Here is a 24,768-nt window from a genome sequence, read left to right as displayed (position 1 = left end):
GGTGCGAATACCGTCGGCCGCTGCCGGGCCGGGTGCGACGGGGGTGGCCCTGTCGGGCGTACGACTGCGGACGGCACTGCTGTCGGGGGCTGCGCCGGTGCGAATACCGTCGGCCGCCGCCGGGCCGGGTGCGACGCCGGTGTGGCTGTACGGGGCTCCCCTGTCGGGCGTGCGGCTGCCTGGCACGGTGCTCGTGGCCATGCGGATGCCGCTGCCCCGGATTCCGGCGGCGCGTGTACGGGCCGCAGGAGGGCTGACGCCGGATTCGCCTGCACATGCGTCGCCCGTACGGCCGGCCGGCGCGTCGTCGGGACTCGCCCCCTCCCCCGCCTCGCATTCGCCCAGGAAGCGGATCCTGTGTGCCGCTCCCAGCCGGGTCGCCAGCGTTCTCAGCGCGGGGCCTTCCGGGCCCTCGCCTGCCAGGAGCAGCCATGCGTCGGGCAGGGCCGCCACCGCGCGTACCAGTACGTCGAAGCGCTTTCCGGGGACCAGTCGGCCCACGCCGCCCACCACGAAGGCGTCGGCGGGGATGCCCAGTTGCGTGCGGGTGGAGCGGCGGAGCTCGGGGTCGTAGCGAAAGCTGGCCGCGTCGATTCCGTTCGGTACGACGTGGATTCGCTCCGCCGGCACGCCCCAGTCGCGCAGGCGGGCGGCGACCGTGGCGGAGACGGCGACGGTCGCCGAGCCGAGGCGTTCGGTGCCGAGGTACAGCGCGCGCGTGCCCGGCGTCAGCGGGCGGCCCTCGATCTCCGCCTCGCCCAGGGAGTGCTCGGTCGCGACGGTCGCCCGGACCCCGGCCAGCTTCGCGGCGATCCGTCCGTAGACGCACGCGCGGTACAGGTGCGTGTGCACGAGGTCGTACCGTCCCCGCCGGATCAGCCGGGTCAGGCGCGGCAGCGCCGTCACGTCACGGTTGCCGCTCATCCCGAGGTGCGTGACCCGGACGCCGTCCGCGCGCAGCCCTTCCGCCACCGCCCCCGGATTCGTCAGCGTCACCACGTCGCAAGCCAGTGGGAGATGCCGCAGCAGCAGCCTCAACTGCTGTTCGGCGCCTCCGACGCCGAGACCCGTGATGATGTGCAGCGCCTTCACCTGGCGGTCCGGCGGGCGAAGCGGTGCCGCAGATGCTTCACGCCGAGGCGGACGCTCCGGTCGGCGTGACTGATGTGCGTACGGGGCAGGGCGTACGGGCCGAGCAGCGGGCCGGGGTCGATGGCGAAGCCGTACGTATAGCCGGCGTCGCGCACCGCGTCGGCCGCCCGCCGGTCGACGGTGCCGTACGGATAGCAGAAGGTGTCCGGGGCGGTGCCCGTGAGGTCGCGGATCAACTCCCGGCTGTGGTGAGTCTCCTGGCGCAGTACGTCGTCGGAGGCCTCGGTCAGGGACTGGTGGTACAGGCCGTGCGATCCGATCTGCATGCCGGACTCGGCGACCGTCCTGATCTCGTCCCCCGTCAGCAGCGGCTTGCGGGGGCCCAGCGGGTCCCACTCGTTGGAGCCGCCGAGGCGGCCCGGCAGGACGAACACGGTCGCCGTGCAGTCGTGCCGCCGCAGCACCGGCAGTGCCTCGTGGAGGAAGTCGGCGTAACCGTCGTCGAAGGTGAGGCCGACCAGGCCCCGGGAGCGGCCGGTCGCGTGGGCGCGCAGGAGCGTACCGACGTCGACGCCGGTGAGTCTTCGGCGGCGCAGCCAGGCCAGCTGGTGGTCGAGCCGGTCCCGGGCGACGGTGATGCCGTACGGGTCGTCCGTCGGGTCGCCCACCGAGTGGTACATCAGGATCCACGGCGGGGCGATCTCCGGAGGGCGGGCCTTGGCGGGGCGGGGCTGGGGCTTGGTGTTGGGCTTGGCGTTGGGGTTGGGGAGTGCGGCGCTACTGGTCGCCGTTTCAGGAGCCATGACGGAACCTCTGTCGGATGAGGGCCAGCGCTTGAACGACCTCTGGAGCTCTTACGGCGACTCCGGTGAGGACGAATGCGGTAGGAACGAGGAGGCAGCCGGCGGCCACGCTCAGCAGGGGGTCGGCGATCAGCGGGCCGGTCGTCCAGCCCACCGCGGCCGCCACTGCCGCCGCCGCGGTCAGCCGGCCGAGCGCGGCGCTGACGGACCGCACCTGGATGGAGACCACACGCGAACCGAGACCGCTGAGCAGCAGCAGTGCCGTCGCGCTGATGCCGACGGCGTTGGCCGCCGCGATGCCGTGGACGCCGAAGCGGCCGACCGCGGCCGCGCCGACGGCCACGGTGACCAGGAGTCCGGTGGCCATCGCGGCGGCCGGGTACCAAGTGGGCCGTCCCGTGGAGAAGAACGGCCTGCTCAGGGCGCCGACCAGGCAGTGGCCGAGCAGCCCGGCGGCGTAGACCCGCATCACGGTGGCGGTCGTCGTGGTGTCCTGCGCGTCGAACGCGCCCCGCTCGAAGAGGACTTCGATGATCTGGGGCGCGTATCCCAGGACGAGGGCGGTCCCGAGCAGGACGACCGCGCCGGCCAGGGCCAGATCGCGTTCGACCCTGCGGCGGGCCCTTTCCCGGTCGCCGTCGGCCATCGCCTGGGCGACGACCGGGAAGGTCACCGTACAGATCATGAGCGACAGCGTCATCGGCATCTGCGCGACCTTCTGCGCGTAGTTCAGATGGGAGATGGCGCCGGCGGGCAGCGAGGAGGCGAGGAAGCGCTCCACGAGGACCTGCGACTGGCGGCTGAGCGCGAAGAGCACGACCGGGGCGAGGACGGCGGCCCCGAGCAGAGGGGCGGAGGTGGTCCGGCGGGGGCGGCGCGGGCGGCCGAGGCGGCGGAGGTCCAGGAGGTGGCGGAAGGCGCGGAGGTGGCGGAGGTCCAGGATGTGGCAGAAGGCGCGGAGGTCGCGGAAGGCGCGGAGGTGGCGGAGGTCGCAGAGGTCGCGGAAGGCGCGGAGGTCGCGGAAGGCGCGGAGGTCGCGGAAGGCGCTTCGGCGGTGCTTCAGCCGCACGAGGCGGACGAAGGTGGGCAGTTGGGTCAGGATCATCAGCAGGCTGCCCACGGCGACCCCGGCCGCGGCGGCGCGCACCCCCCACAGGGAGTGGAGGGCCAGCATCGTGCCGATGATCCCGACGTTGTACGCGGCGTAGACGCCGGCCGGCGGGACGAACTTGCCGTGCGCGCGAAGGGCGGCGCTGAAGTATCCGGTGATGCCGAAGGTGACTACGGTCACCGCCGTCAGGCGCGTGCAGTCCACGGCCAGCCGGGGGTCGCTGAACCCCGGCGCGAGGGCCCGTACGACCAAGGGCGCACCCAGGATCAACAGCCCGGCGGCGCAGGCCAGCAGGGCGAACAGCCGGGGAAGGCTGGCGGCGACCAGCGCGCGTACGGGGTCCTGCGACGGGGCGCGGCCGGCCTGCGCGGGGTTGGCTGCGCGGCGGGCGAGGGCGTAGCTGAAGGCGGGGACGAGCAGCAGCGCCATCGCATCCTCGATGAGGAGCGTGGACGCCATCTCGGGCACCGTCCAGGCGATCAGGAAGGCGTCGCTGTCGAGGCTGGCGCCGAAGAGGTGGGCGATCGCCTGATCCCGCAGGAGCCCGAGCAGCGCCCCTACTGCGGTCAGCCCGGCGGTTACCGCGGCGGCCTGGACCAGAAACCGCCCCAGCTTCGGCGGAGCGGGGGTGGTGGGTTTGGTGCGTGGTGCGGGTGCGGTACGCGGTGCGCTTGGCGGGGGCGTGGCGGGCGCAGACGCGGCGCCTGAGTGTGGTGCGGTACGCGATGTCTTTCGCGGGGGCGTGGCGGGCGCCGCCGCGGTGGCTTCGGGGGCGGTGCCGCGCCGGGGCGAACCCATTCCGGATGCCGCGCTCGCGCCGTTCGGCCCCTGGGGGCCTCTCGGGCTTCGTGCGGCTGCGCCGGACTCCGTCCGCCGGGCGGGGCGCGGCGCGGTGGCTTCGGGGGCGGTGCCGCGCTGGGGCGTCTCCTCGGGTGCCGAACGGGCGGGGGGGTGTGTTTGTACGCCGCCCAAACTGTGTTCGACACCCTGCGGGGAGCGCCCCTGCACGTCCCCTCCCGGCGGCTCCGTGTCCGCAACGGCGTGGGGCTCGTCCTGGCCCGTTCGACGGAACGCTGTGCCCCGCGTCGTGGCCTCCGAAGGCTGTGCGCTTCGCGGGAACGTGGTGGGCACGGACGTCGTGCCGGGGGGCAGTGCCGCGCTGGGGCGTCTCCTCGGGGGGCGAATGGGTGCCTGTGCTGGTGCGCTGTGTTCTACGTCCGGCACCTCCGCCTGCGAAACGCGCGGCTCGTCCTGGACTGCGCACAGCACCTTGCCGGGGTCTTCCTGCGTCATGGGGTGACCGCCTCGTCCGGCTCCGCCAGCGCCCACCATGCCGCCAGGCCCAGCACCACTCCGGTCAGGACCGTCGAGGCCCCACCGATGTCGGCGTACAGGAAGTCGACGGTCTGCCAGATCATCAGGCCGACGGCTACGAGGCCGCAGTCCGTGGCCGGCCCGCGGGAGCGGGTCAGTCTGCGCAGGCCGACGAGGAGGACCGCCGCCAGGCTGCCCACGAACGTAGTGAGGCCGATCAGGCCCTGCTCGCCGAGCACCAGCAGGTACATGTTGTGCGGCGAGAGCAGCGGCTGCTTCTGGAAGGTCTGGCCCGCGCCCGCCGTGTCGCTGCCCGAGGAGAGACCGATCGACGCGTGCCCGTCGCGGTGGGCGGGGAAGCCCTTGAGGCCGACCCCGGCGGCGGGCTTCTCGCGCCACATGCCCGCCGCCGCCGCCCACATCATGTACCGGTCGTTGACCGAGCGGTCGGGGGCGTCGGTCACCTGGGTGATGCTGGTGAGGCGCTGGGAGATCATCTCGGAGCCGATGCCCAGGCCTCCGACGAGGATGACGGCGACGGCGGCGAGTACGGCCAGCGCGCGTACCGCCTGGCGCAGGCCGGTCAGCAGGATCACGGCGAGGACGGCGACCGCCGTGGCGATCCACGCGCCGCGGCTGAAGGACAGCGCCAGCGGGACGACGAGGGCGGCGGCGGCCGCGAGTGCGCAGGGGCGCAGCCAGGGGGGCGGGTTCGCGGGCGTACGGAGTGTCAGGGCGATGGCGGCCAGGAGGCCGTAGGCGACCACCGTGGCCATCCCCATGACGTCGGACGGGCCGAAGGTGCCCACGGCCCGGACGTCCGCGCCCATGTACGACGCGCCGGTCCCGGTGGCGTACTGGTAGACCCCCGTCGCGCCCTGGAAGAGCGCCAGCGCGATCACGCACCACGTGATGATCCGGAAGTCGCGCGCATCGCGGACCAGAAGTACGACGGTGGCCGGGACCAGGACGAAGACCTGGAGGTAGCGGACGAGGCCGGGGAGGGCGGCCGCCGGGTCGGCGGCGGTGACCGTCGCCACGGCGAAGCCCACGGCGGGGATGCCCAGGACGGCGGCGGCGGCCGGTGTCAGCGGCCGGGCCCTGCGGCGCACCGCGTACCCCACGCAGAAGGCCACCGCGACGACGGACGCGACGTCGGCCGGGGTGACATGGCTCGTCGCTCCGGCTCCCGGGGTCTCGACCGGGGCCGTCAGCAGCAGCACGATGGCGATCAGCGGGAGGAGCCGGAACGGTGGCCACCACCGGTTGGTGCGCTCCTGCGGTACGAGGGCCGGCGCCGCGGTCCATGCGAAGGTCATGCTCAGCTGCCTCCGAGCCGGAACAGGGAAGCGGCGGTGCGCGCGAGGATGCACACGTCCTGCCAGAGCGACCAGGTCTCGATGTAGTGGTTGTCGAAGCGGGCGCGGTCCTCGATGGAGGTGTCGCCGCGCAGCCCGTGCACCTGGGCGAGACCGGTGATGCCGACGGGCATCCGGTGGCGGGCCCGGTAGCCGGGGTAGCTGTGGGTGAACTTGTTGACGAAGTAGGGGCGTTCGGGCCGTGGACCGACCAGGCTCATGTCGCCGCGCAGCACGTTCCACAGTTGTGGCAGTTCGTCGAGGGAGGAGCGTCGCAGGAGACTGCCGACGTGGCTCATCCGCCGGTCGAGTGCGACGCTCCAGCGCGTCGCGGACTCGTGCTCGTTGGCCGGGCAGAGGGTCCGGAACTTCAGCAGGGTGAAGGGCCGGCCGTGCAGGCCGATGCGCTCCTGCCGGAAGATGACGCCGGGCCCGTCGGAGAGCCGTACGGCGAGTGCGCAGAGGCCCATGACGGGGGCCGTCGCGACCAGGGCGACGGCGGCCAGCAGGGCGTCCATGGCCCGCTTGCCCGCGCGTGCGAACGGCCGGTGGAGTCCGGTGTGGAGCGGCTGTACGGCGAATCCCCACAGGTGGTCGGTGTCCGCTGTGCGGCGGGGGGTGACCGTCCCGGCCACCGTGCTGTCGACCAGCCACAGCCGGCAGCCGTGCTCGGCGAAGAGATCGACGAGCGCGGCCGTGTCAGGAGCCGATGCGGGCGGGTGGGTGAAGACGGCGTGGCGCACGGTGTTCTGGACGACCGCGCGGCTGACGTCCTCCAGGGTGGCGAGGACGGGCAGCGGCGCGGCCTGGGCCTGTGCCGCTCGCGCGGCCGCGATGCGCGCGGGCCCGTGTGCCGGGACCTGCGCGGTCGCGACCTGGCCCACCGGGCGCAGCCCGTACTCGGCGCGCTCGTACAGCGCCGCCGTCACGCGCCGCGCGACCGGCCCGTGGCCCACGACGAGCGCCGACTGCGGCCGCCGGGCGCCCGACCTGCGCCGGGCCTCGTGGACCACGGCCCGCCCGGCGCAGCCGAACAGCGCCTGCGCCGCGACCGCGCAGGCCAGTGCGGTCCAGCCGATGGCGTACCGGGAGTCGTACGCCGTGAGGGCCTCGGCGGCGGCGTACCACTGGATCAGGGCCAGGACGAAGAGCGTCGGCAGTTCGGCGATCGCCGACGGGGACAGGCGCGGCCGGTAGAGGCCCCGGCAGCTGTGCAGCACCAGCTGACCCGTCAGGAGCAGGGCGAACGCGCCTACGGGCCAGGCCGGTCCGGGCACCTGCGCCAGCGCGAGAACCGGCGCGAGAGCGTCGGCCGCGAGCAGACCCGCCACCGCTCCGTGCCGGCGGATGCCGCGCGCAGGGAGCGGGGCGGCCTTGTGGCGGGCGACGCTCCGTTGCGGACGGATCGAGGCGGCCGGGCGTGACACGGATGCGGCCTGGTCGGTGCGGGGCGCGAATGTACTCTCCGTCGTCATCGCTTGGTGCGCCTCCTCGTCTTGGGCTGGGGCAGGCTGAGAAGTTCCTGATAGAGACCGGAGACGGCTGCCGCTGTCGTCCGTACGTCGCAGGCCGCCCGTGTGTGGGCCTGGGCCCGGCGCCCCAGGTCGTCCCGCAGCTTCGGGTCGGCCAGCAGCCCGGCGAGCGCCGCCGCGAGCGCCGCCGGGTCTTCGGGCGGTACGAGACAGTGCGCCGCGTGGCCGGGCGGCAGGCTCTCCCTGGCGCCGCTGACGTCGGACAGCACGACGGGCCTGCCGCAGGCCATCGCTTCGAGCGGGGCGAGGGCCATGCCCTCCCAGCGCGAGGGCAGTACGACGACGTCCGCGGCGTGGAACCAGGGCCGGACGTCCCGACTCGCCCCCGCGAACAGCACGCCGGGCGGGGCGAGGCTCTTCAGAAGCTCCTGCTGGGGCCCGTCGCCGACCAGCACAAGACGGGCGCCGGTCACGGCCGATGCCACCCGCTGCCAGGCGCGCAGCAGGACGTCCTGGCCCTTCTGCCGGCACAGCCGTCCGACGCAGACCACCAGCGGCGCCCCGGCAGGCATCCCGGACAGCAGTGGCAGGGCGGCGCGGGCGGGCGCGCGGCTCGCGCCCTCGTCGGGGCGGAAGTGGCGGAGGTCGATGCCGTTGCGGATCACCGACCAGTGGGCGGCGATACCGGCCTCCTCCCCCGCCCGGCGTTCACTCTCGCTGACGCACAGCGTGCGGGTGCTCCAACGGGCGCCGTACCGCTCCCACTTCAGCGCCATACCGGCCTCGCGGCCGTGTACGGCGTCGAAGGACCAGGCGTGCGGCTGAAAGACCGTCGGGACACGTCCGCGTACGGCGAGGCGGCCGGCGAGCCCGGCTTTGGCGCTGTGGGCGTGCACGACGTGGGGGCGGGCTTCGCGGATCAGGCGGGCTGCGGTCATGACTTCCCTGGCCAGTCGGGGGCCGGGGGCGCGTACGGCGGGCCAGGTGTGTACGCGCGCTCCGGCCTGGGCGGCCTCGTACGCCAGCGCACCACCCGGCGGGCAGGCCACGACGGTCCGCAGACCTTCGCCGGCCTGCGCCCGGACAAGGTCGGTGACAACGCGTGCGACTCCCCCCTCGACCGGCTGAACCAGATGAAAAACCGTCAGTTGGCTGTTCTCAGTCCAACTTCTTTGCAGCACGTGCGGCTCTCTTCGTACGTGGACCATAGAACTGGCCGAGAAAGTAACCGCGGATTTCGGCATGGAATCAGGGCGACAAAATCAGGAGTGCACTTTGGCAGAAAGCTAGTTGGAAAATCACGCCGAACGCGCCCGTACGGCCATTTGGATCACGCCCCAATATGGCTCTACCAGGGCGCTGACGTGCGCGATCATCCGCTGTGCGCTTCTGCGGAAATAGCCAATCGGGTGATCACCGCGAAAGAAGTACAGTCCGCTGAACGGCCCCTATGCGACTTCGCCGAGCCCGAGTAGTTCAAGCAGCATCAGCAGTTCCCGCCGGGCGCCGCGCAGTCGCATTCGACAGCCCGCTCTGCGCGCGGTGAGGCGCAGCCGGGCCACTGCTTCGACGGCGGTGAGATCCGCGTCGGCGAGCGCGCCGACGTCGCAGATCGCCTCGGTGGCCGCGGATCCGTACAGCAGCTCGTCGAGTTCGTCGCACAGCCTGGGTACGTCGCCCGGCGTCAAGCGGCCGGAGACTACGAGAACGATCGGCATCGGGGCATCCACACCAGGGAGACCCGCGCGGCGGCCGTAACTCATCGCTGCGCGCTCCCCGGGAAAGCAGAACGGGACCGGTGGAGTGATCCACCGGTCCCGTTCAGTGCTGTAGGAAGCTCTACGAAGCCGTCAGGCGATGCGGCCCAGGACGATCGGGTTCGGGGTGAACTCCGTGCCCTCGGGGGCGGTCTGGACGCCGCCGTCGAGCGCCTCAAGGGCGTACTCGAACTTCTCCGGCGTGTCCGTGTGCAGGGTCATCAGCGGCTGGCCGGCCGTGACCTTGTCGCCCGGCTTCGCGTGGAGCTCGATGCCCGCGCCGGCCTGGACCTTGTCCTCCTTGCGGGCGCGGCCCGCGCCGAGGCGCCAGGCGGCCACGCCGACCGCGTAGGCGTCGAGGGTGGTGAGGACGCCGGTCGACGCGGCGTGCACGATGTGCTGCTCGCGGGCGACGGGGAGCGCCGCGTCCGGGTCGCCGCCCTGGGCCCTGATCATGCGGCGCCAGACGTCCATCGCGGAGCCGTCGGCGAGCGCCCTGGCCGGGTCGGCGTCCTTGAGGCCGGCCGCGTCGAGCATTTCGCGGGCCAGGGCGAGGGTCAGCTCCACGACGTCCTGGGGGCCGCCGCCGGCCAGGACCTCGACGGATTCCCGGACTTCGAGGGCGTTGCCCGCGGTGAGGCCCAGGGGGGTGCCCATGTCGGTGAGGAGGGCGACCGTGCGTACGCCGTGGTCGGTGCCGAGGCCGACCATCGTGGCGGCGAGCTCGCGGGCGTCCTCGATGTTCTTCATGAAGGCGCCGGAGCCGACCTTGACGTCCAGGACGAGCGAGCCCGTACCCTCGGCGATCTTCTTCGACATGATGGAGGAGGCGATCAGCGGGATGGCTTCGACCGTGCCCGTGACGTCGCGCAGCGCGTAGAGCTTCTTGTCGGCCGGGGCCAGCCCGTCGCCCGCAGCGCAGATGACCGCACCGGTGGACTCCAGGACGCCCAGCATCTCCTCGTTGGAGAGCAGTGCGCGCCAGCCGGGGACGGACTCCAGCTTGTCGAGCGTGCCGCCGGTGTGGCCGAGGCCGCGTCCGGAGAGCTGGGGCACGGCCGCGCCGCACGCGGCGACGAGGGGGGCCAGCGGCAGCGTGATCTTGTCGCCGACGCCGCCGGTGGAGTGCTTGTCGGCGGTGGGGCGGGAGAGCGAGTCGAAGTTCATGCGCTCGCCGGAGGCGATCATCGCCGCCGTCCAGCGGGCGATCTCGGTGCGGTTCATGCCGTTGAGCAGGATCGCCATGGCCAGGGCGGACATCTGCTCGTCGGCGACCTCGCCGCGGGTGTACGCGTCGATGACCCAGTCGATCTGCTCGGGGCTCAGTTCGCCACGGTCACGCTTGGTTCGGATGACGGAGATGACGTCCATGGAGTGGGTTCCTTCCGGCGTACGGAGTGTTTCTACGCGCATAGAGATGGGAAAACGCGGCGGCCCTTCCGACCGATGATGCCGTGTCGGAAGGGCCGGTTCGTCATGCCAGGTGGTGTGGCCCGAACGCGTCGGGAAGCATGTCGGCGAGCGTACGGATGCCCGTCGACGTCTCCAGGAGGAGTGCGGGACCCCCGAATTCGTACAGCAGCTGACGGCAGCGGCCGCACGGCATCAGGATGTCGCCCCGGCCGTCGACGCACACGAAGTGCGTCAGGCGTCCGCCGCCGGTGGCGTTCAGCTGCGACACGAGGCCGCACTCGGCGCACAGCGAAAGGCCGTACGACGCGTTCTCGACGTTGCAGCTGGCGACCGTGCGGCCGTCGTCGACGAGGGCCGCGGCGCCGACCGGGTAGCCCGAGTAGGGGGCGTACGCATGGGACATCGCCTCGCGCGCCGCCTCCTTCAGGGCGTCCCACTCGGCCTTGACCGCGGCGTCCGTCATTTGCCCTGGCCCTTGCGGTACGGCATGCCGTCGGCCTTCGGCATGCGGAGCCGTTGGGCGGAGAGTGCCAGAACGAGCAGCGTGGTGACGTACGGCGCGGCGTCCACGAACTGGCTCGGGACCTCGTCCGTCAGCGCGTACCAGGTGAACAGCAGCCCGGCGACGGCGGCGGAGATCAGGGCGGGCAGGTACTTCTTCTTGTACAGCTGCCAGAGCACGACGACCACCAGGAGGATGGCCAGCAGGAGCAGCATCGCGTGGACGTTCTCGGCGCCACCGCGCAGCTTGAGGCTGTCGGTGAAGCCGAAGAGTCCGGCGCCGAGCGCCATTCCGCCGGGCATCCAGTTACCGAAGATCATCGCGGCGAGACCGATGTAGCCGCGGCCGCCGGTCTGGCCCTCCTGGTAGATGCCGGTGGCGACGATGGCCAGGAAGGCACCCGCGAGACCGGCGAGTCCGCCGGAGACGACGACGGCGATGTACTTGTACTTGTAGACGTTGACGCCGAGGGACTCGGCGGCCATCGGGTTCTCGCCGCAGGAGCGCAGCCGCAGGCCGAAGGCCGTGCGCCAGAGGATCCAGATGGTGGCCGGGATCAGCAGCAGCGCGACGATGGTCAGCAGCGACAGGTTGGTCACCAGGCCGCCGAGGACGCCGGCGACGTCCGAGATGAAGAACCAGTGTTTGCCCTGCAGGTCCCGTAGCCAGTCCGACAGCCCTGGAACCGTGACCGAGGTGATCGAGTCGATCCGTGGGGACTGCTTGGAGGAACCGCCCTCGACCTTGTCGAAGGTGAAGTTGGACAGGTAGCGGGTGGCGCCGACGGCGAGGATGTTGATGGCCACGCCGGAGACGATGTGGTTCACGCCGAAGGTGACCGTGATGATCGCGTGCAGCAGACCGCCGATCGCGCCGCCGAGGATGCCGAAGGCGACACCCGTCCACGGGCCCCACTGGTAGCCGGCATAGGCGCCGAACCAGGTGCCGAGGATCATCATGCCTTCGAGGCCGATGTTGACGACGCCCGCGCGCTCGGCCCAGAGGCCGCCGAGACCGGCGAGGCCGATCGGGATGGCGAGCTGGAGCGCGCCGGAGACCTGGCCGACGGAGGTCAGGTCGTCTGCGCCGCTGATGATGCGGACCAGCGAGACCAGGGCGAGCCCGCCCGCGATGATCAGCAGGACGACAGGGGTGGACAGTTTGCGGCGGGCGCTCTTCTTGGGCGCCGCGCTCACGGCGGAGACAGTGCTTGTACTCATTACGCCGCCACCTCCTCACGGTTCTTGCGGGCGGCTGCGGCGAGCTCTTCGCCCACCTTCTGCTGCTGGCGTCGGAGCCCGTAGCGGCGGACGAGTTCGTAACTGACGACGACCGCGATCACGATCAGGCCCTGCATGATCGTGGCGATCTCCTTCTCGTAACCGTGCTGGTCGAGCGCGGCGGACGCCTTGTCCAGGAAGGCGATCAGGAGCGCGCTGAAGAAGATGCCGATCGGGTTGTTGCGGCCGAGCAGGGCGATGGTGATGCCCGTGAAGCCGATGCCGGTCGGGAAGCTGAGGCTGTACGTGTGGGTGTCGCCCAGCAGCGTCGGCATACCGGCAAGGCCGGCGACGCCGCCCGAGATCAGCATGGCGGTGAGGACCATCTTCTTGGCGTCGACACCGGAGGCCGCGGCGGCGGTCTGGCTGGCGCCGGTGGCGCGCAGGTCGAAGCCGAAGCGGGTGCGGTTGAGGATGAACCAGTAGACGACGCCGAGCGCGAAGGCCACGAACGTGAAGCCGTAGATCTCGCCGCCGGCGCCCGCGCTCACGCTCGGGAACCAGCCGGACTCCGAGATCTCGCCGGTGGTCAGGTCGTTGGAACCCGGGAGCTGCACGCCGAAGTTGTCCGTGAGGATCAGCCAGGCGATCAGGCTGGTGGCGATCGCGTTGAGCATGATCGTGGAGACGACCTCGCTCACCCCGCGCAGGGTCTTGAGAACACCTGCGATACCGGCCCAGAAGGCGCCGGTCAGCATCGCGACGATCACGATCAGCGCGATGTGCAGCGGGCCGGGCAGCTCGACGGCGGCGCCGGCGAGGGCCGCCATCATCGCGGCGAGACGGTACTGGCCGTCGACGCCGATGTTGAAGAGGTTCATGCGGAAGCCGACGGCCACGGCGAGCGCCGCGAGGTAGTACGTGCCGGCCTGGTTGAGGATCAGAACCTGGATGTCGGCGAACTGGGCGCTCTCGATCATCAGCGTGTACGGCTCGATCGCGTCGCGGCCCGATGCGAGCAGCACCACCGAGGTGAGCGCGATGGCGACGACCAGGGCGAGCACTGGGCCGGCGAGGCCCAGGATCAGCCGGTCCTTGTCGAATTTCTTCATCAGGCCTCGTCCTCCGGGGCGTGCTCCAGATGACCGCTGGCGGCGCCGGTCATGGCCGAGCCCAGCTCCTCCGGGGTGATGGTGGCCGGGTCGGCGTCCGCGACCAGGCGGCCGCGGTACATGACCCGCAGGGTGTCGGAGAGCCCGATGAGCTCGTCCAGGTCGGCGGAGATCAGCAGTACGGCCAGTCCCTCGCGGCGTGCCTCGCGGATCTGGTCCCAGATCTGCGCCTGGGCGCCGACGTCGACACCGCGCGTGGGGTGTGCGGCGATCAGCAGCGTGGGGGCGTGGCTCATCTCGCGGCCGACGATCAGCTTCTGCTGGTTGCCGCCGGACAGGGAGGCCGCGGTGACCTCGATACCGGGCGTACGGACGTCGTACTCGCGCACGATCCGCTCGGTGTCGCTGCGGGCGGCCTTCAGGTCGAGCAGTCCGCGCCTGGAGTTGGGCTCCTCGGTGACGTGGCCGAGGATGCGGTTCTCCCACAGCGGGGCTTCGAGAAGCAGGCCGTGCCGGTGGCGGTCCTCGGGGATGTAGCCGATGCCGCTCTCGCGGCGCTTGCGGGTCGGCGCGTGCGAGATGTCGGCGGTGTCGAGCGTGATGACGCCGCCGTCCGGGTCGCGCAGGCCCATGATCGTCTCGACGAGCTCGGCCTGGCCGTTGCCCTCGACACCCGCGATGCCGAGGACTTCGCCCTTGTGGATGGTGAAGTCGATCCCGGCCAGCACCTCGCGCACGACGCCGTCGGGGTCGACGGCGTTCAGGTAGAGGTTCTGGATGCGGAGCATCGGTACGTCGGTGACCGTCGACTCGCGGGTCTCGGGCGACGGGAGCTCGGTGCCGACCATCAGCTCCGCGAGCTGCTTGGTGGTGGTCTTCTTGGGGTCGGCGGTGCCGACGGTCGTGCCGCGCCTGATGACGGTGATGTCGTCGGCGACCGACAGGACCTCGCCCAGCTTGTGCGAGATGAAGATGACCGTCAGGCCCTCGGACTTGAGCTCGCGGAGGTTGGCGAACAGCGCGTCGACCTCCTGCGGTACGAGCACCGCGGTCGGCTCGTCGAGGATGAGGATGCGGGCGCCGCGGTAGAGGACCTTGAGGATCTCCACGCGCTGGCGGTCGGCGACACCGAGGTTCTCGACCAGGGCGTCGGGGCGCACATTCAGGCCGTACGCGTCCGAGATCTCCTTGATCTTCGTGCGGGCCTTGCTGCCGATGCCGTACAGCTTCTCGCCGCCGAGAACGACGTTCTCCAGGACGGTGAGGTTGTCGGCGAGCATGAAGTGCTGGTGCACCATGCCGATGCCGCGTGCGATGGCGTCGGCGGGGCTGTGGAAGCTGACCTGCTCCCCGTCGACGGTGATGGTGCCCTCGTCCGGCTTCTGCATGCCGTAAAGGATCTTCATCAGGGTCGACTTGCCGGCACCGTTCTCACCGACGAGGGCGTGCACGGTGCCCTTGCGGATGGTGATGTCGATGTCGTGGTTGGCGACGACGCCGGGGAAGCGCTTGGTGATGCCGTGCAGTTCTACGGCGGGGGGCGGGCTGGACGCGTTGATGACGCACTCTCCTTGGCGGAAAGGAGCGGGAGGGCGGGAGCGGGGCAGAAGGCAGGGCGCGGTGAAACTATCGTGCTGAGAGATTGTCTACGCGCGTAGCAATGCCAAATATCGAAAAGACCGAGCAGGGAATGCGGCCCGGGGGCCGGAGAGGCGGCGGGAACCGCCTCACCGGACCCCCGGGATCATGTCGTGACCAGCGGCCTTACGGCGCGGTCTTGACCTTGATCTTGCCGGCGATGATGTCGGCCTTCGCCTTGTCGACGGCGGCGACGAGGTCCGCCATCTTCTTGTACTCCGGGTTGGAAGCGGAGAGGCCGACGCCGTCCTTGTCGAGGCCGTAGCGGACCTCGCCGGACTGCGGCTTGCCGTCCTTGACCGACTTGATCAGGTTGTAGACCGCGTCGGAGACGTCCTTGGTGACGGACGTCAGGATCTTGGCCTTGTACTTCGCCAGACCGGCCTGGTTGTACTGGTCCGAGTCGACACCGATGGCCCACTTGCCCGCCGAGGCGGCAGCCTCGATCGAGCCGGAACCCGCGAGGCCCGCGGCGTGGTAGATCACGTCGGCGCCCTTGTCGAGCTGGCCCTGGGCAGCGGCCTTGCCGAGGTCGGGCTTGGAGAAGCCGTCAGTGTTCGGCGGCTGCGTCAGGTACTGCTTGAGCACCTGGACCTTGGGGTTGGTGTCCTTGACGCCCTGGGCGAAGCCCGCCTCGAACTTCTTGATCAGCGGGACCTCGACACCACCGATGAAGCCGACCTTGTTGGTCTTGGTGGCCTTGGCGGCGGCGACGCCGGCGAGGTACGAACCCTGCTCCTCGTTGAAGACCATGTTCGCGATGTTCTCACCGGTCACCGAGGTGTCGTCGATGATGCCGAAGGTGACCTTCGGGAACTTCGGCGCGACCTTCTTGATGGCCGGGGCGTAGGCGAAGCCGACACCGATCACCGGGTTGTTGCCGGAGCGGGCCAGCTCGGTGAGGCGCTGGACCTTGTCGGCGTCCGACTCGCCCTCGGAGGGCTCCTGGTCGTTGCCCATGATGTCGAGGTCTTTCTCGGCCTTCGTGAGACCCGCGTAGGCGGCGTCATTGAAGGACTGGTCGCCGCGGCCGCCGATGTCGTACGCGATGGCGGCGCTGGGTTCCTTCGAGTCGGACCCGGAGTCCGACGTCTTGCCACACGCGGTGGCGGAAAGTGCAAGGGCCGTGGACGCGATGGCCACAGTGGCAATCCTGGTTACGCGGCGCAAGGGAGGGCTCCTTCAACCTGACCGAAGCGCCTCTGCCGGCGCTGGTTTCGCGGCGATCGTAACGCGCGTAGATGCCGGATAAGAGCCCGTACGACAGCTGTTATCGGATCGTCGTGAACGGAAGGCGCCGTGGCTGATTACGAACGGTGTCCGTCGAGTAGCGCGGCAGCCGTGAAGAGCTCGACCCCGGCCTCGATCGCGTGCTCATCCACGTCGAAATCACCACGATGCAGGTCACGCCGGGCAGTGTCGCCCGGAGCCCGTACGCCCAGACGGGCCATTGCGCCGGGGACCTGTTCCAGGTACCAGGAGAAGTCCTCGCCGCCGAGGCTCTGCTCGGTGTCCTCGATTGCGTACGATCCGCGCCTGGCCGTCATGGCGGCGGCGAGCAGGTCGGTGACGGCCGGGTCATTGACAACGGGCGGGACGCCGCGGATGTAGTTGATCTGCGACTTTGCGCCGTGCAGGTTCGCGATCTCGTCGATCGCGGCATGGACCAGGTCGGGGGCCTCGCGCCAGGCCTGGAGGTCCAGGCAGCGAACGGTTCCGGACAGCTCGGCGCGCTGCGGGATCACGTTGCAGGCGTGGCCCGATTCGATACGCCCCCAGGTCACCGCGAGCCCCGCGCGCGCGTCGATGCGGCGGGCGATCAGGGCCGGGACGTCGGTGACCACCCTGGCGGCCGCGGTGACCAGGTCGGTGGTGAGGTGCGGGCGGGCGGTGTGGCCGCCGGGGCCGTCGAGCGAGACCTCCAGGCGGTCGCAGGCCGAGGTGATCGCGCCCGGCCGCAGGCCGATGCGGCCCGCGTCCACCTTGGGATCGCAGTGCACCGCGATGATCCTGCCCACGCCTTCCAGCACCCCGGCCTCGATCGCGTCGGTGGCGCCGCCGGGCAGCACTTCCTCGGCGGGCTGGAAGATCAGCCGTACGGGATGCGGCAGCAGGCCCCGGGTGTGCAGGTCGGCGAGGACGAGCCCGGCGCCGAGGACCGCGGCGGTGTGGACGTCGTGGCCGCAGGCGTGGGCGCGGTCGGGGACGGTGGAGCGGTACGGGACGCCCGTTTTCGTGTCGGGGATGGGGAGTGCGTCGATGTCGGCGCGGATGGCCAGCAGGGGGCGTACGCCGTCCCAGTCTCCGATGTCGCACATCAGGCCCGTGCCGGTGGTGAGCACACGCGGCTCCAGTCCGGCCTCTTCGAGCCGGGCCTTGATCGCCGCGGTCGTGCGGAACTCCTGGTTGCCGAGCTCAGGATGCATGTGCAAGTCCCGGCGGAAGGCGATCAGTTCGACACGCAGGCTCATGGGCAGAGCACCGGGCAGCGGAGCCTCCCCCGGCCGGTCTGCTCCTGGCCGGTCTGCTTCTTCGGACGCGCGGGACATCAGCTGGTTCACCCCTGGAAGAGTAGGCCCATTCGGGGTGCAACTAACCAGCGATCAACAAAAGTTCAGCCGCATAGGGGAAAATAAACTGGCGTGCTGCGCATGGGCGTTACCGGCGCAGGGTAAACCATGGGGTTACTTCAAGGCCGGTTACTCCAAGGCCGTCAGTTCAGGGCCGGGAGGCGCTGCACGTCGCGGGCCGTCGTCGTGACGCCCGACAGGAAGCCCTGGGCACGCGGCGAGGCCGTGTCCCGCAGCCACTGGGGTGAGACGTCGCAGACCGCGACGCGTACGCCCGTGCCCGCGAGGGCGAGCGGGAGCGTGTGCACCACCGTGGACGGGAAGCTCAGGATCGTACGGCCGATGGGGCCGCGCCGTGCGATGAGCTCCAGCGGCAGCTCGGGGCGGACGATCTCCAGGCCCGTCTCGACGGCCAGGCGGTGCAGCTTTTCGGTGCTCTCGCGGCGGTGGGCGAAGTAGCGGGTGGCGCCGTGGGTGCGGGCCAGGGTGGTGACCGCCTCGACGTACCGGTCGGGGTCCACGACGCCCGTCTCGACCAGCGAGGTCCCGACCAGGTCGGCGCCGCGCGTGATACGGGGCGGGCCGAAGCGGCTGCGGGTCCACGCGAAGTCGTTCGCGGTGACGGTGATCCCGGGGGCGGCCTCCTCCAGCGGCATCGAGGTGAAGACCTCGACGATCCGGGCAGGGGACGGGGTGAGGCGGCGGCGCGCGGCCGCCGACACCGGCCCGAAGACGAGGTCGCGCGGCCCGCGCCGGCCGCCGCGCCGGTGCCAGCGCACCAGTCGCTCGCCGCCTGCGAGCTGCGCGATGAACTCCATGGTGGCCGTGCCGTCGTCGACGACGACCAGGTCCCGGGCACGCGTGATGGTCAGCAGCAGCTGTACGTACCGCGAGAACGGGTCGCCGATGACTATGCGGCGGGCCCGGCGCAGGGCGCCCGCGAGCCCGCCGATGGTGTGGAACGGCGCCCCCGCCCCACCGCGCGCCTCCTCCCACCGCACCCGCATGCCTTCTTCGCGGGCGAGTTCCGCCATGCGCCGCAGCTGGCCGCGGGTCATGGGGTCGGTGGGTGACAGGACGACGACCGTGAGGTCGCTCGTCCTGGTGTGGGCCCACTCCAGGACGTTCAGGAGCTGGACCGGACTCTCGACGAACGCGAGAGTGTCGGGCGCGGGGGTGCCGTTCACGGCGACTCGACCGGTTTCCGTTTTCCGATTTCTGTCAGACCGCTGCGGGCTCGCGGTCTGCGCCCTCAGCGACGACGCCCGCGACGCGGCGCAGCTTCTTCATCGGGCCGAGCTCGGACTCGTACACCTTCTTGACGCCGTCGCCGAGCGAGGCCTCGATGGTGCGGATGTCGCGGACCAGGCGGGTCAGGCCGCCGGGCTCGACGGACGCGGCCTGGTCGGAGCCCCACATGGCGCGGTCGAGGGTGATGTGGCGCTCGACGAACGCGGCGCCGAGGGCAACGGCGGCGAGGGTCGTCTGGAGGCCGGTCTCGTGGCCGCTGTAGCCGATCGGGACGTTGGGGTACTCGGCCTGGAGGGTGTTGATGACCCGCAGGTTGAGCTCCTCGGCCTTCGCCGGGTACGTCGACGTGGCGTGGCAGAGCAGGATGTTGTCGCTGCCGAGGACCTCGACGGCGTGGCGGATCTGGCGCGGGGTCGACATGCCGGTGGACAGGATGACCGTGCGTCCGGTGGCGCGCAGGGCGCGCAGCAGCTCGTCGTCCGTGAGGGACGCGGAGGCGACCTTGTGGGCCGGCAGGTCGAACTTCTCCAGGAAGGCGACGGCCTCGGTGTCCCACGGCGAGGCGAACCAGTCGATGCCGCGCTTCTTGCAGTGCTCGTCGATGGCGCGGTACTCGTCCTCGCCGAACTCGACGCGGTGGCGGTAGTCGATGTACGTCATCCGGCCCCAGGGCGTGTCGCGCTCGATGTCCCACTGGTCGCGCGGCGTGCAGATCTCCGGGGTCCGCTTCTGGAACTTGACCGCGTCGCAGCCGGCGTCGGCGGCGACGTCGATCAGCGCGATGGCGTTCTCCAGCTCACCGTTGTGGTTGATGCCGATCTCGCCGGTGACGTAGACGGGGTTGCCGGGGCCGGCGGTCTTCGAACCGAGGGCGCGGAGGCGGGAGTTGCTGCTCATGTGGGCTTTCCTAACGGGGGTATGGGGGAGTAACAGGGGTGATATGAGGGGGAGTTACGGGTGGGGATGAGGGGCTTGAGGAGCGGTGGTCAGTGACGGGCCGAGGACCCAGGCGGCGATCTCGCGGATCGCGCCGTCGCCCCCGGGCACGGTCGTGACGGCGCGTGCGGCGCCGCGGACCGTGTCGTGGGCATTGGCGACCGCCACCGGCCAGCCGACGAGGGCCAGGCAGGCGAGGTCGTTGACGTCGTTGCCGGCGTAGAGGACCCGCTCGGGGGCGACGCCCTGTTCCTCGCACCACTGCTTGAGCGCGAGGTCCTTGCGGTCGATGCCGTGGAGTACGGGGATACGCAGCTTGCGGGCCCGTGCGGCGACGACCGGGTTCTGTTCCGTGGACAGGATCAGCAGCTTGAGCCCCGCGTTGCGCAGGGCCGCGATGCCGAGTCCGTCGCCGCGGTGCACGGCGACGAGTTCGCGTCCTTCGGAGTCGATCAGCACCCTGTCGTCGGTCTGGGTGCCGTCGAAGTCGATGACGACGGCGTCGATGTCGTCGCGCGTCGGGAGCGTGGTGGCCTGTGCGTCGAAGAGCGGCGCGAGGGCACGGGCCCGTGCCAGGTCGTGCGGGTCGTCGATCTCCAGGACCCGGGCGGGGTCGGTGCGTACGAGCGCGGTACGCCCGAAGAAACGGTGCCCGGCCTCGCGGAATCCGGCGGCGTCCATGGCGTACGCGGCGCCGGTCTCCAGGTAGTCCTGGGGGCGGTCCTGGCGGCGGGGGCGGAAGGCCTTGTCGTGGTTGACGCCGTGGCTGTCCGGTGTGTCCTCCCGCCAGACGAAGCCGTGGAAGGGGGCCACCGTGTGCGCCGTGTCCGCGCCGTCCTCGATCACCGCCGCGCAGACGCCTTCGATGTCCTCGCTCGTCAGGAACGGGCTGGTGCACTGCACCAGCAGGACCACGTCCGCCGCCGAGCCCCGGATTGCCTCGTGGGCGTCCATGGCGTGCAGTACGGCCGCCTCGCTGGTCGCCGTGTCACCTGCGATGTCCGCCGGGCGCAGCACCACTTCGGCGCCCGCGCCGCGTGCCACCTCCGCGATCGCGGCGTCGTCCGTCGAGACCACGACGTCCGTGACATGACCGGCGCCCCGGCACGCCCGGACGGCGCGCGCGACGAGCGGCACGCCCCCGACGGCGGCGAGGTTCTTGGCGGGTACGCCCTTGGATCCGCCGCGTGCGGGGATTACGGCGAGGACGCGGCGTACGGTCGCGGTCGCCCTCGCGGTCGCGGACGCGGACGCGGACGCGTCTTCGAGGGGCTGCGGCTGGCTGCTCATAGTTCTCCCATGCGGCGGATGACGGGGGCCACGCGCTGCACCCCGTGGCGGTACGCCCCGCGCGCCACTTCCCGTACGGCGTCGCGCACGACGCGGCGTACGCCCGTGACGTCGGTGGTGGCCGCCGACCCGTCGAGGCGGTGGCGGGCGAGGATGCCGGGGAGGTAGCCCGGCGCGGTGGCGGGTGTGTAGTAGGGGGCCAGGGGCGGGAGTCCGGGGCGCTCCAGGAGTGCGGTGACCCGTTTGCGTACGGCGTCGAAGGCCGTTTCGTACGAGCCTCCCCCTACGCCTGGCGGCGTGGGGGGACCCCCAGCCGCCACGCCCTGTCGCGCGAGCCACTCCTCGTCGGCCTGCGGCCGGTGCCCGGCGTCGAGCCGGTCCCAGGACGTCAGGCATCCGGAGCCGAGGAAGTGGTGGTTGCCGAGGACTTCGCGCACGCCCAGGTCGGTCAGGACGGCGGTCGGGATGCGGCGGTGCAGCGATTCCAGGGCGGCGGTCGAGCTGACCGTCACGAGGAGGTCGGTGCGGTCCAGGACCTCGCCCATGTGCCCGTAGACGAGGCGGAAGTTGGGGGGCACGCCGCCTTCTGTGCGGGCGGCGAGCTTCTGGTAGGGCAGTTCCTCGATGTGCGTGGTGTGCTCGCCCGGCTTGCTGCGCAGTTTGAGGAGGACTTCGCGGCCGGGGTGCAGCCTGGCGTGCTGGACCAGGCGGCGCAGCAGGTACGTACGGTCGGCTCGGGACTGCGGGACGGAGGGCTGGGCGGCGAAGACGACGGTGGCGGTGTCTGTGCCTTCGTACCGTGCACCGCCCAGGAACGGCAGCGCCGCCTCCGTCACGGCCGAAGCATCCGCGCCCACGCCCTCGTACACCGCGCGGAAACGCTCCGCGTCGTGGCGGGAGTTGGCGAGCACGATGTCGGCGCCGTGACGCAGCAGCAGCCCGTCGGCGAGCTTCTCGTACACGACGCCGACGTAACCGGTGCCGATGACGGGGCGTCTCGCGGCCTTGGGCCACAGCGGCGCGAGGCCGTGCAGCATCGCCTGTACGGCGCCGCCGACGAGGGCGAGCAGGACGACGTCGTACGACTCGTGCTCGATCTCGCCGATGAATTCCGCGGCGGTCACTTCCCGCACTCCGTCCACCGGTACGCCGACTTCGGCGAGCTGGCGGGGTGTGGGGGTGGCGCGGCCACGCAGCAGGAATCCGCTGAGTTCGGCTTCCGGCGCGATGCGACGGGCGGTGAGTGCGCCCCATTTCCATCGCGTGTCGGAATCGGCGATCACGGCGATCCGCAGGGCTTTGCTGGTACTTGCTGGCACATCGATGAAACTAGGGAGGCATTCCGATTCACGGCCCAACTCAGCCGCAACAAAGGGTTAACAGCACATCGACGATCGGCGTCGGCGCCCGGAAAACAGGCTGGTTAACCATTCCGCCATTCTTCGTTCACCCGGCATCTCCCCGGGTGTCGCAACGAATGCCGGAGTACGCCCTAGCGTCGCGGGGGTGGTCAAGCTCTCCGTCATCGTGCCGTTCTTCAACGTGCAGACATACGCCCCCGACACCCTTCGAAGTCTCCGTGCGAACGCGCGTGACGACTTCGAATTCATTCTCGTCGACGACTGTTCGACCGACGGGACGCCGGAGATCCTCCAGCGTGCGGAACAGGACCTTCCGGGGGCGGTCCTGGTCAGACATGAGCGCAATGGCGGCCTGGCCACCGCCCGCAACACGGGCCTCGACGCGGCAAGCGGCGAGTACCTGACCTTCCTCGACGGCGACGACTGGCTGGCCCCCGGCCACTACACCGGGCTGCTCGCCACCATGGAGACGCTGGGCTGCGACTTCGTCCGTACGGACCATGTGCAGTGCACGGGCCGTTCCCGTACGGTCCACCGCGTCCCGCACGGCCGGCGCGGCGTCGTCATGTCGCCGCGCGAGGCGATCCTGCCCGCCGACCGGTCGACGTCCGTGGACTACGCGTACGCCTGGGCCGGCATGTACCACCGGCGGCTCGCCGACCGGGGGCTGCTGCACTTCACCGACGGCCTGCGGACGGCCGAGGACCGGCCTTGGATCTGGCGGCTGCACCGGGAGGCGGAATCCTTCGCCACCGTCGCCTCGCTGGGTGTCTTCTACCGGCGGGGTGTCTCCTCTTCGCTCACACAGATCGGTGATGTGCGGCAGCTGGATTTCATCCGCGCCTTCGATCAGGTCATCGAGGAAACGGCGAAAGACCCGGATGCGGACCGTCTTCTGCCGAAAGCTGTACGCACATACTGCGCCATCATTTCCCATCACTTGGGAAGTATCGAAAGGTTCGAACCGGCCGTGGCACGGAAATTGCGGACGATGAGTGCGGCGGCCCTCAAGGGGATGCCGCAGGACATTCTGAGAGACGCACTGGATTCGATGGACATGAAGCGTTCGGTGCGCCTGCGCCGCCTTCTCCGCCGTCGTTCCGTGATCGCGGCGGGGGCAGCGGCCTGATGCCCACGACGCAGATCTTCTTCGCCTCCACGCTGTACGGCGCCGCGACGCTGGCCGCCGCGATCGACAGCGACTGCTTCGGCCGGGCCGACCGGAGGCTGCTCCTCGTCAGCAACAACGCCGCGACGCCCGAGACGACCCCCTCGCTCGACGAGATGCCCGGCTTCGAGCGGCTGCGCGGCCGCTTCGACGGGCTGCTGTCCTGGAACGAGACCATCGCCCCCTTCCACCCGGGCGCCTGGGCGCCGCGGGCCGACGACATCCCGCTGTGGGAACGCCACTTGAGGCTTCTGTGGGGTCTCGGCGACGACACGGTGGAGCTGATCGTCGAGTCCATCCAGGTCAACCCGGCGCTCGCGCTCACCCAGCTGTTCACGGACGCTCCGCTGGACGTCTACGCCGACGGCCTGATGAGCTACGGCCCGACCCGGAACAAGATCGACCCACTGGTGGGCACGCGCGTACGCCGCCTGCTCCATCTGGACCTGGTGCCGGGCCTGGAGCCGCTGCTGCTGGGCGAGTACGGCGTCACGCCGGAGGTCGTACCGACGGAAGCGTTCCTGAAGGTCCTCACGGAACTCTCCGACGCAGAACGCGAGTTGGACCTGCCCGCAGACGCGGCCCTGCTCCTCGGCCAGTATCTGTCGGCGCTCTCGATCCTCACCGCCGAGGAGGAAGAGGAGCTGCACGTCACGATGTTGCGCGGCGCCGTCACCCGGGGCCACCGCCGGATCGTCTTCAAGCCGCACCCGACGGCCCCGGCCCGCTGGTCGCGCATGCTGGAGCGCGAGGCGGAGTCCCTCGGCGTCGAACTGACCGTCCTGGACCACCCGTTGCTTGCCGAGGTGCTCTACCAGCGGATCCGACCGGCGCTCGTGGTCGGCTGCTTCTCGACGGCGCTGCTGACGGCGAGCACGTTCTACTCGATCCCGGTCGCCCGGACCGGCACGGACCGGCTCCTGGAGCGCCTGGCGCCGTACCAGAACAGCAACCGCGTCCCGGTCACGATCGTCGACGCCCTGGTCCCGGACCTGGCGGGGGCGGGCCCGGAGGAGGGCGACCACACCGCCCCGCCCGACCTGGCGGGCCTCGTCCGGGCGGTCGGCTTCGCGATGCAGCCGCAGATCCGCGCGGACCTGCGACCGGCGGCCGAACGCTATCTCGCCGAGCATCTCAACGGCAGCACCTGGCGCTACTTCAAGCGCCGCCGTCTGACCACGCTCGCCCTGCCGGGCGCGATCCCGAAGCAGTTCGCGTTCGTCCCGCGCAATGCGACGCTGCGGCGGGTGGCGCGCAGGGCCCGGTCCTTCAAGAGGGCCGCGCTCAAGAGGGCGGCACTCGGCTGACGGCCGGTCTCGCAGTACGACGCCGAGGGCGGGCCACTGACCAGTGGCCCGCCCTCCCTGCCTAGGGGGGTGTCCGGTCGGTCTCCGCGGCGT

At 71.0% G+C, this 24,768-nt stretch carries 19 protein-coding genes and 1 pseudogene; 2 read left to right on the top strand and 18 right to left on the bottom strand.

Features of this window, described 5'->3' with window-relative positions:
- Nucleotides 1-294: 294 nt before the first annotated feature.
- The 18 genes and pseudogenes from PXH83_RS19050 to PXH83_RS18965 all read right to left on the bottom strand — a co-directional run.
- Nucleotides 295-1,092: pseudogene (locus PXH83_RS19050) on the bottom strand (glycosyltransferase); the annotation flags it as partial.
- On the bottom strand, nucleotides 1,089-1,772 hold the full coding sequence (locus PXH83_RS19045) for a polysaccharide deacetylase family protein (protein ID WP_274562906.1): 684 nt from the start codon (nucleotides 1,770-1,772) through the stop codon (nucleotides 1,089-1,091). The pseudogene PXH83_RS19050 and the gene PXH83_RS19045, both read right to left, overlap by 4 nt.
- A gap of 112 nt (nucleotides 1,773-1,884) precedes the next feature.
- Nucleotides 1,885-3,804: a murein biosynthesis integral membrane protein MurJ gene (gene murJ, locus PXH83_RS19040; RefSeq protein ID WP_274561578.1), complete on the bottom strand. Its 1,920-nt coding sequence runs from the start codon at nucleotides 3,802-3,804 to the stop codon at nucleotides 1,885-1,887.
- Between the two features lie 491 nt (nucleotides 3,805-4,295).
- Nucleotides 4,296-5,639: an O-antigen ligase family protein gene (locus tag PXH83_RS19035; RefSeq protein WP_420803185.1), complete on the bottom strand. Its 1,344-nt coding sequence runs from the start codon at nucleotides 5,637-5,639 to the stop codon at nucleotides 4,296-4,298.
- A gap of 2 nt (nucleotides 5,640-5,641) precedes the next feature.
- On the bottom strand, nucleotides 5,642-7,153 hold the full coding sequence (locus tag PXH83_RS19030) for an exopolysaccharide biosynthesis polyprenyl glycosylphosphotransferase (protein WP_274561577.1): 1,512 nt from the start codon (nucleotides 7,151-7,153) through the stop codon (nucleotides 5,642-5,644).
- Complete coding sequence (locus tag PXH83_RS19025) at nucleotides 7,150-8,358, bottom strand: glycosyltransferase (protein ID WP_274567667.1); 1,209 nt, start codon at nucleotides 8,356-8,358, stop codon at nucleotides 7,150-7,152. Before PXH83_RS19025 ends, PXH83_RS19030 begins: the two co-directional genes overlap by 4 nt.
- Before the next feature lie 240 nt (nucleotides 8,359-8,598).
- Entirely contained in the window at nucleotides 8,599-8,868 is a 270-nt protein-coding gene (locus tag PXH83_RS19020; protein ID WP_338054720.1) for an STAS domain-containing protein, read from the bottom strand.
- Between the two features lie 132 nt (nucleotides 8,869-9,000).
- The gene (locus PXH83_RS19015; RefSeq protein ID WP_274561574.1) at nucleotides 9,001-10,278 is read right to left on the bottom strand and encodes a thymidine phosphorylase; all 1,278 of its coding nucleotides are present in this window, start codon (nucleotides 10,276-10,278) and stop codon (nucleotides 9,001-9,003) included.
- Between the two features lie 103 nt (nucleotides 10,279-10,381).
- Nucleotides 10,382-10,783: a cytidine deaminase gene (locus PXH83_RS19010; protein WP_274561573.1), complete on the bottom strand. Its 402-nt coding sequence runs from the start codon at nucleotides 10,781-10,783 to the stop codon at nucleotides 10,382-10,384.
- A complete protein-coding gene (locus tag PXH83_RS19005) occupies nucleotides 10,780-12,042 on the bottom strand; it encodes an ABC transporter permease (RefSeq protein ID WP_274561572.1) in 1,263 nt (420 codons plus the stop codon). The genes PXH83_RS19010 and PXH83_RS19005 overlap by 4 nt, the downstream gene beginning before the upstream one ends.
- Entirely contained in the window at nucleotides 12,042-13,154 is a 1,113-nt protein-coding gene (locus PXH83_RS19000) for an ABC transporter permease (protein ID WP_274561571.1), read from the bottom strand. The genes PXH83_RS19005 and PXH83_RS19000 overlap by 1 nt, the downstream gene beginning before the upstream one ends.
- Nucleotides 13,154-14,680, bottom strand: coding sequence for an ABC transporter ATP-binding protein (locus PXH83_RS18995; RefSeq protein ID WP_274562903.1), 1,527 nt, complete (start codon nucleotides 14,678-14,680; stop codon nucleotides 13,154-13,156). Before PXH83_RS18995 ends, PXH83_RS19000 begins: the two co-directional genes overlap by 1 nt.
- Before the next feature lie 238 nt (nucleotides 14,681-14,918).
- The gene (locus tag PXH83_RS18990) at nucleotides 14,919-15,962 is read right to left on the bottom strand and encodes a BMP family lipoprotein (protein ID WP_274561570.1); all 1,044 of its coding nucleotides are present in this window, start codon (nucleotides 15,960-15,962) and stop codon (nucleotides 14,919-14,921) included.
- A 137-nt stretch (nucleotides 15,963-16,099) separates the two neighbouring features.
- Nucleotides 16,100-17,341 carry an amidohydrolase gene (locus PXH83_RS18985; RefSeq protein WP_274562901.1) on the bottom strand — a complete coding sequence of 414 codons (1,242 nt, stop codon included), beginning with the start codon at nucleotides 17,339-17,341 and terminating at the stop codon, nucleotides 16,100-16,102.
- Nucleotides 17,342-17,505: 164 nt separating this feature from the next.
- Nucleotides 17,506-18,549: a hypothetical protein gene (locus PXH83_RS18980; protein ID WP_274561569.1), complete on the bottom strand. Its 1,044-nt coding sequence runs from the start codon at nucleotides 18,547-18,549 to the stop codon at nucleotides 17,506-17,508.
- Nucleotides 18,550-18,583: 34 nt separating this feature from the next.
- The gene (locus tag PXH83_RS18975; RefSeq protein WP_274561568.1) at nucleotides 18,584-19,510 is read right to left on the bottom strand and encodes an N-acetylneuraminate synthase family protein; all 927 of its coding nucleotides are present in this window, start codon (nucleotides 19,508-19,510) and stop codon (nucleotides 18,584-18,586) included.
- Nucleotides 19,511-19,564: 54 nt separating this feature from the next.
- The gene (locus PXH83_RS18970; RefSeq protein WP_274561567.1) at nucleotides 19,565-20,839 is read right to left on the bottom strand and encodes an acylneuraminate cytidylyltransferase; all 1,275 of its coding nucleotides are present in this window, start codon (nucleotides 20,837-20,839) and stop codon (nucleotides 19,565-19,567) included.
- Nucleotides 20,836-22,158 (bottom strand): DUF6716 putative glycosyltransferase, encoded by a 1,323-nt coding sequence (locus tag PXH83_RS18965; protein WP_274561566.1) that lies wholly within the window; start codon nucleotides 22,156-22,158, stop codon nucleotides 20,836-20,838. Before PXH83_RS18965 ends, PXH83_RS18970 begins: the two co-directional genes overlap by 4 nt.
- A gap of 187 nt (nucleotides 22,159-22,345) precedes the next feature.
- Between PXH83_RS18965 and PXH83_RS18960 the strand changes: the two genes are divergently transcribed.
- Together PXH83_RS18960 and PXH83_RS18955 are read left to right on the top strand one after the other, a co-directional pair.
- Nucleotides 22,346-23,329, top strand: a complete 984-nt coding sequence (locus PXH83_RS18960; RefSeq protein ID WP_274561565.1) for a glycosyltransferase family 2 protein — start codon at nucleotides 22,346-22,348, stop codon at nucleotides 23,327-23,329.
- Nucleotides 23,329-24,675 (top strand): alpha-2,8-polysialyltransferase family protein, encoded by a 1,347-nt coding sequence (locus tag PXH83_RS18955; protein ID WP_274561564.1) that lies wholly within the window; start codon nucleotides 23,329-23,331, stop codon nucleotides 24,673-24,675. The genes PXH83_RS18960 and PXH83_RS18955 overlap by 1 nt, the downstream gene beginning before the upstream one ends.
- The last annotated feature ends 93 nt before the right edge of the window (nucleotides 24,676-24,768 follow it).

The sequence above is a fragment of the Streptomyces spiramyceticus genome (genome assembly GCF_028807635.1).
Lineage (GTDB): Bacteria > Actinomycetota > Actinomycetes > Streptomycetales > Streptomycetaceae > Streptomyces > Streptomyces spiramyceticus.
Note: the sequence above shows the minus strand (reverse complement) of the source record. Positions and strands in the feature narration are given on the sequence as shown.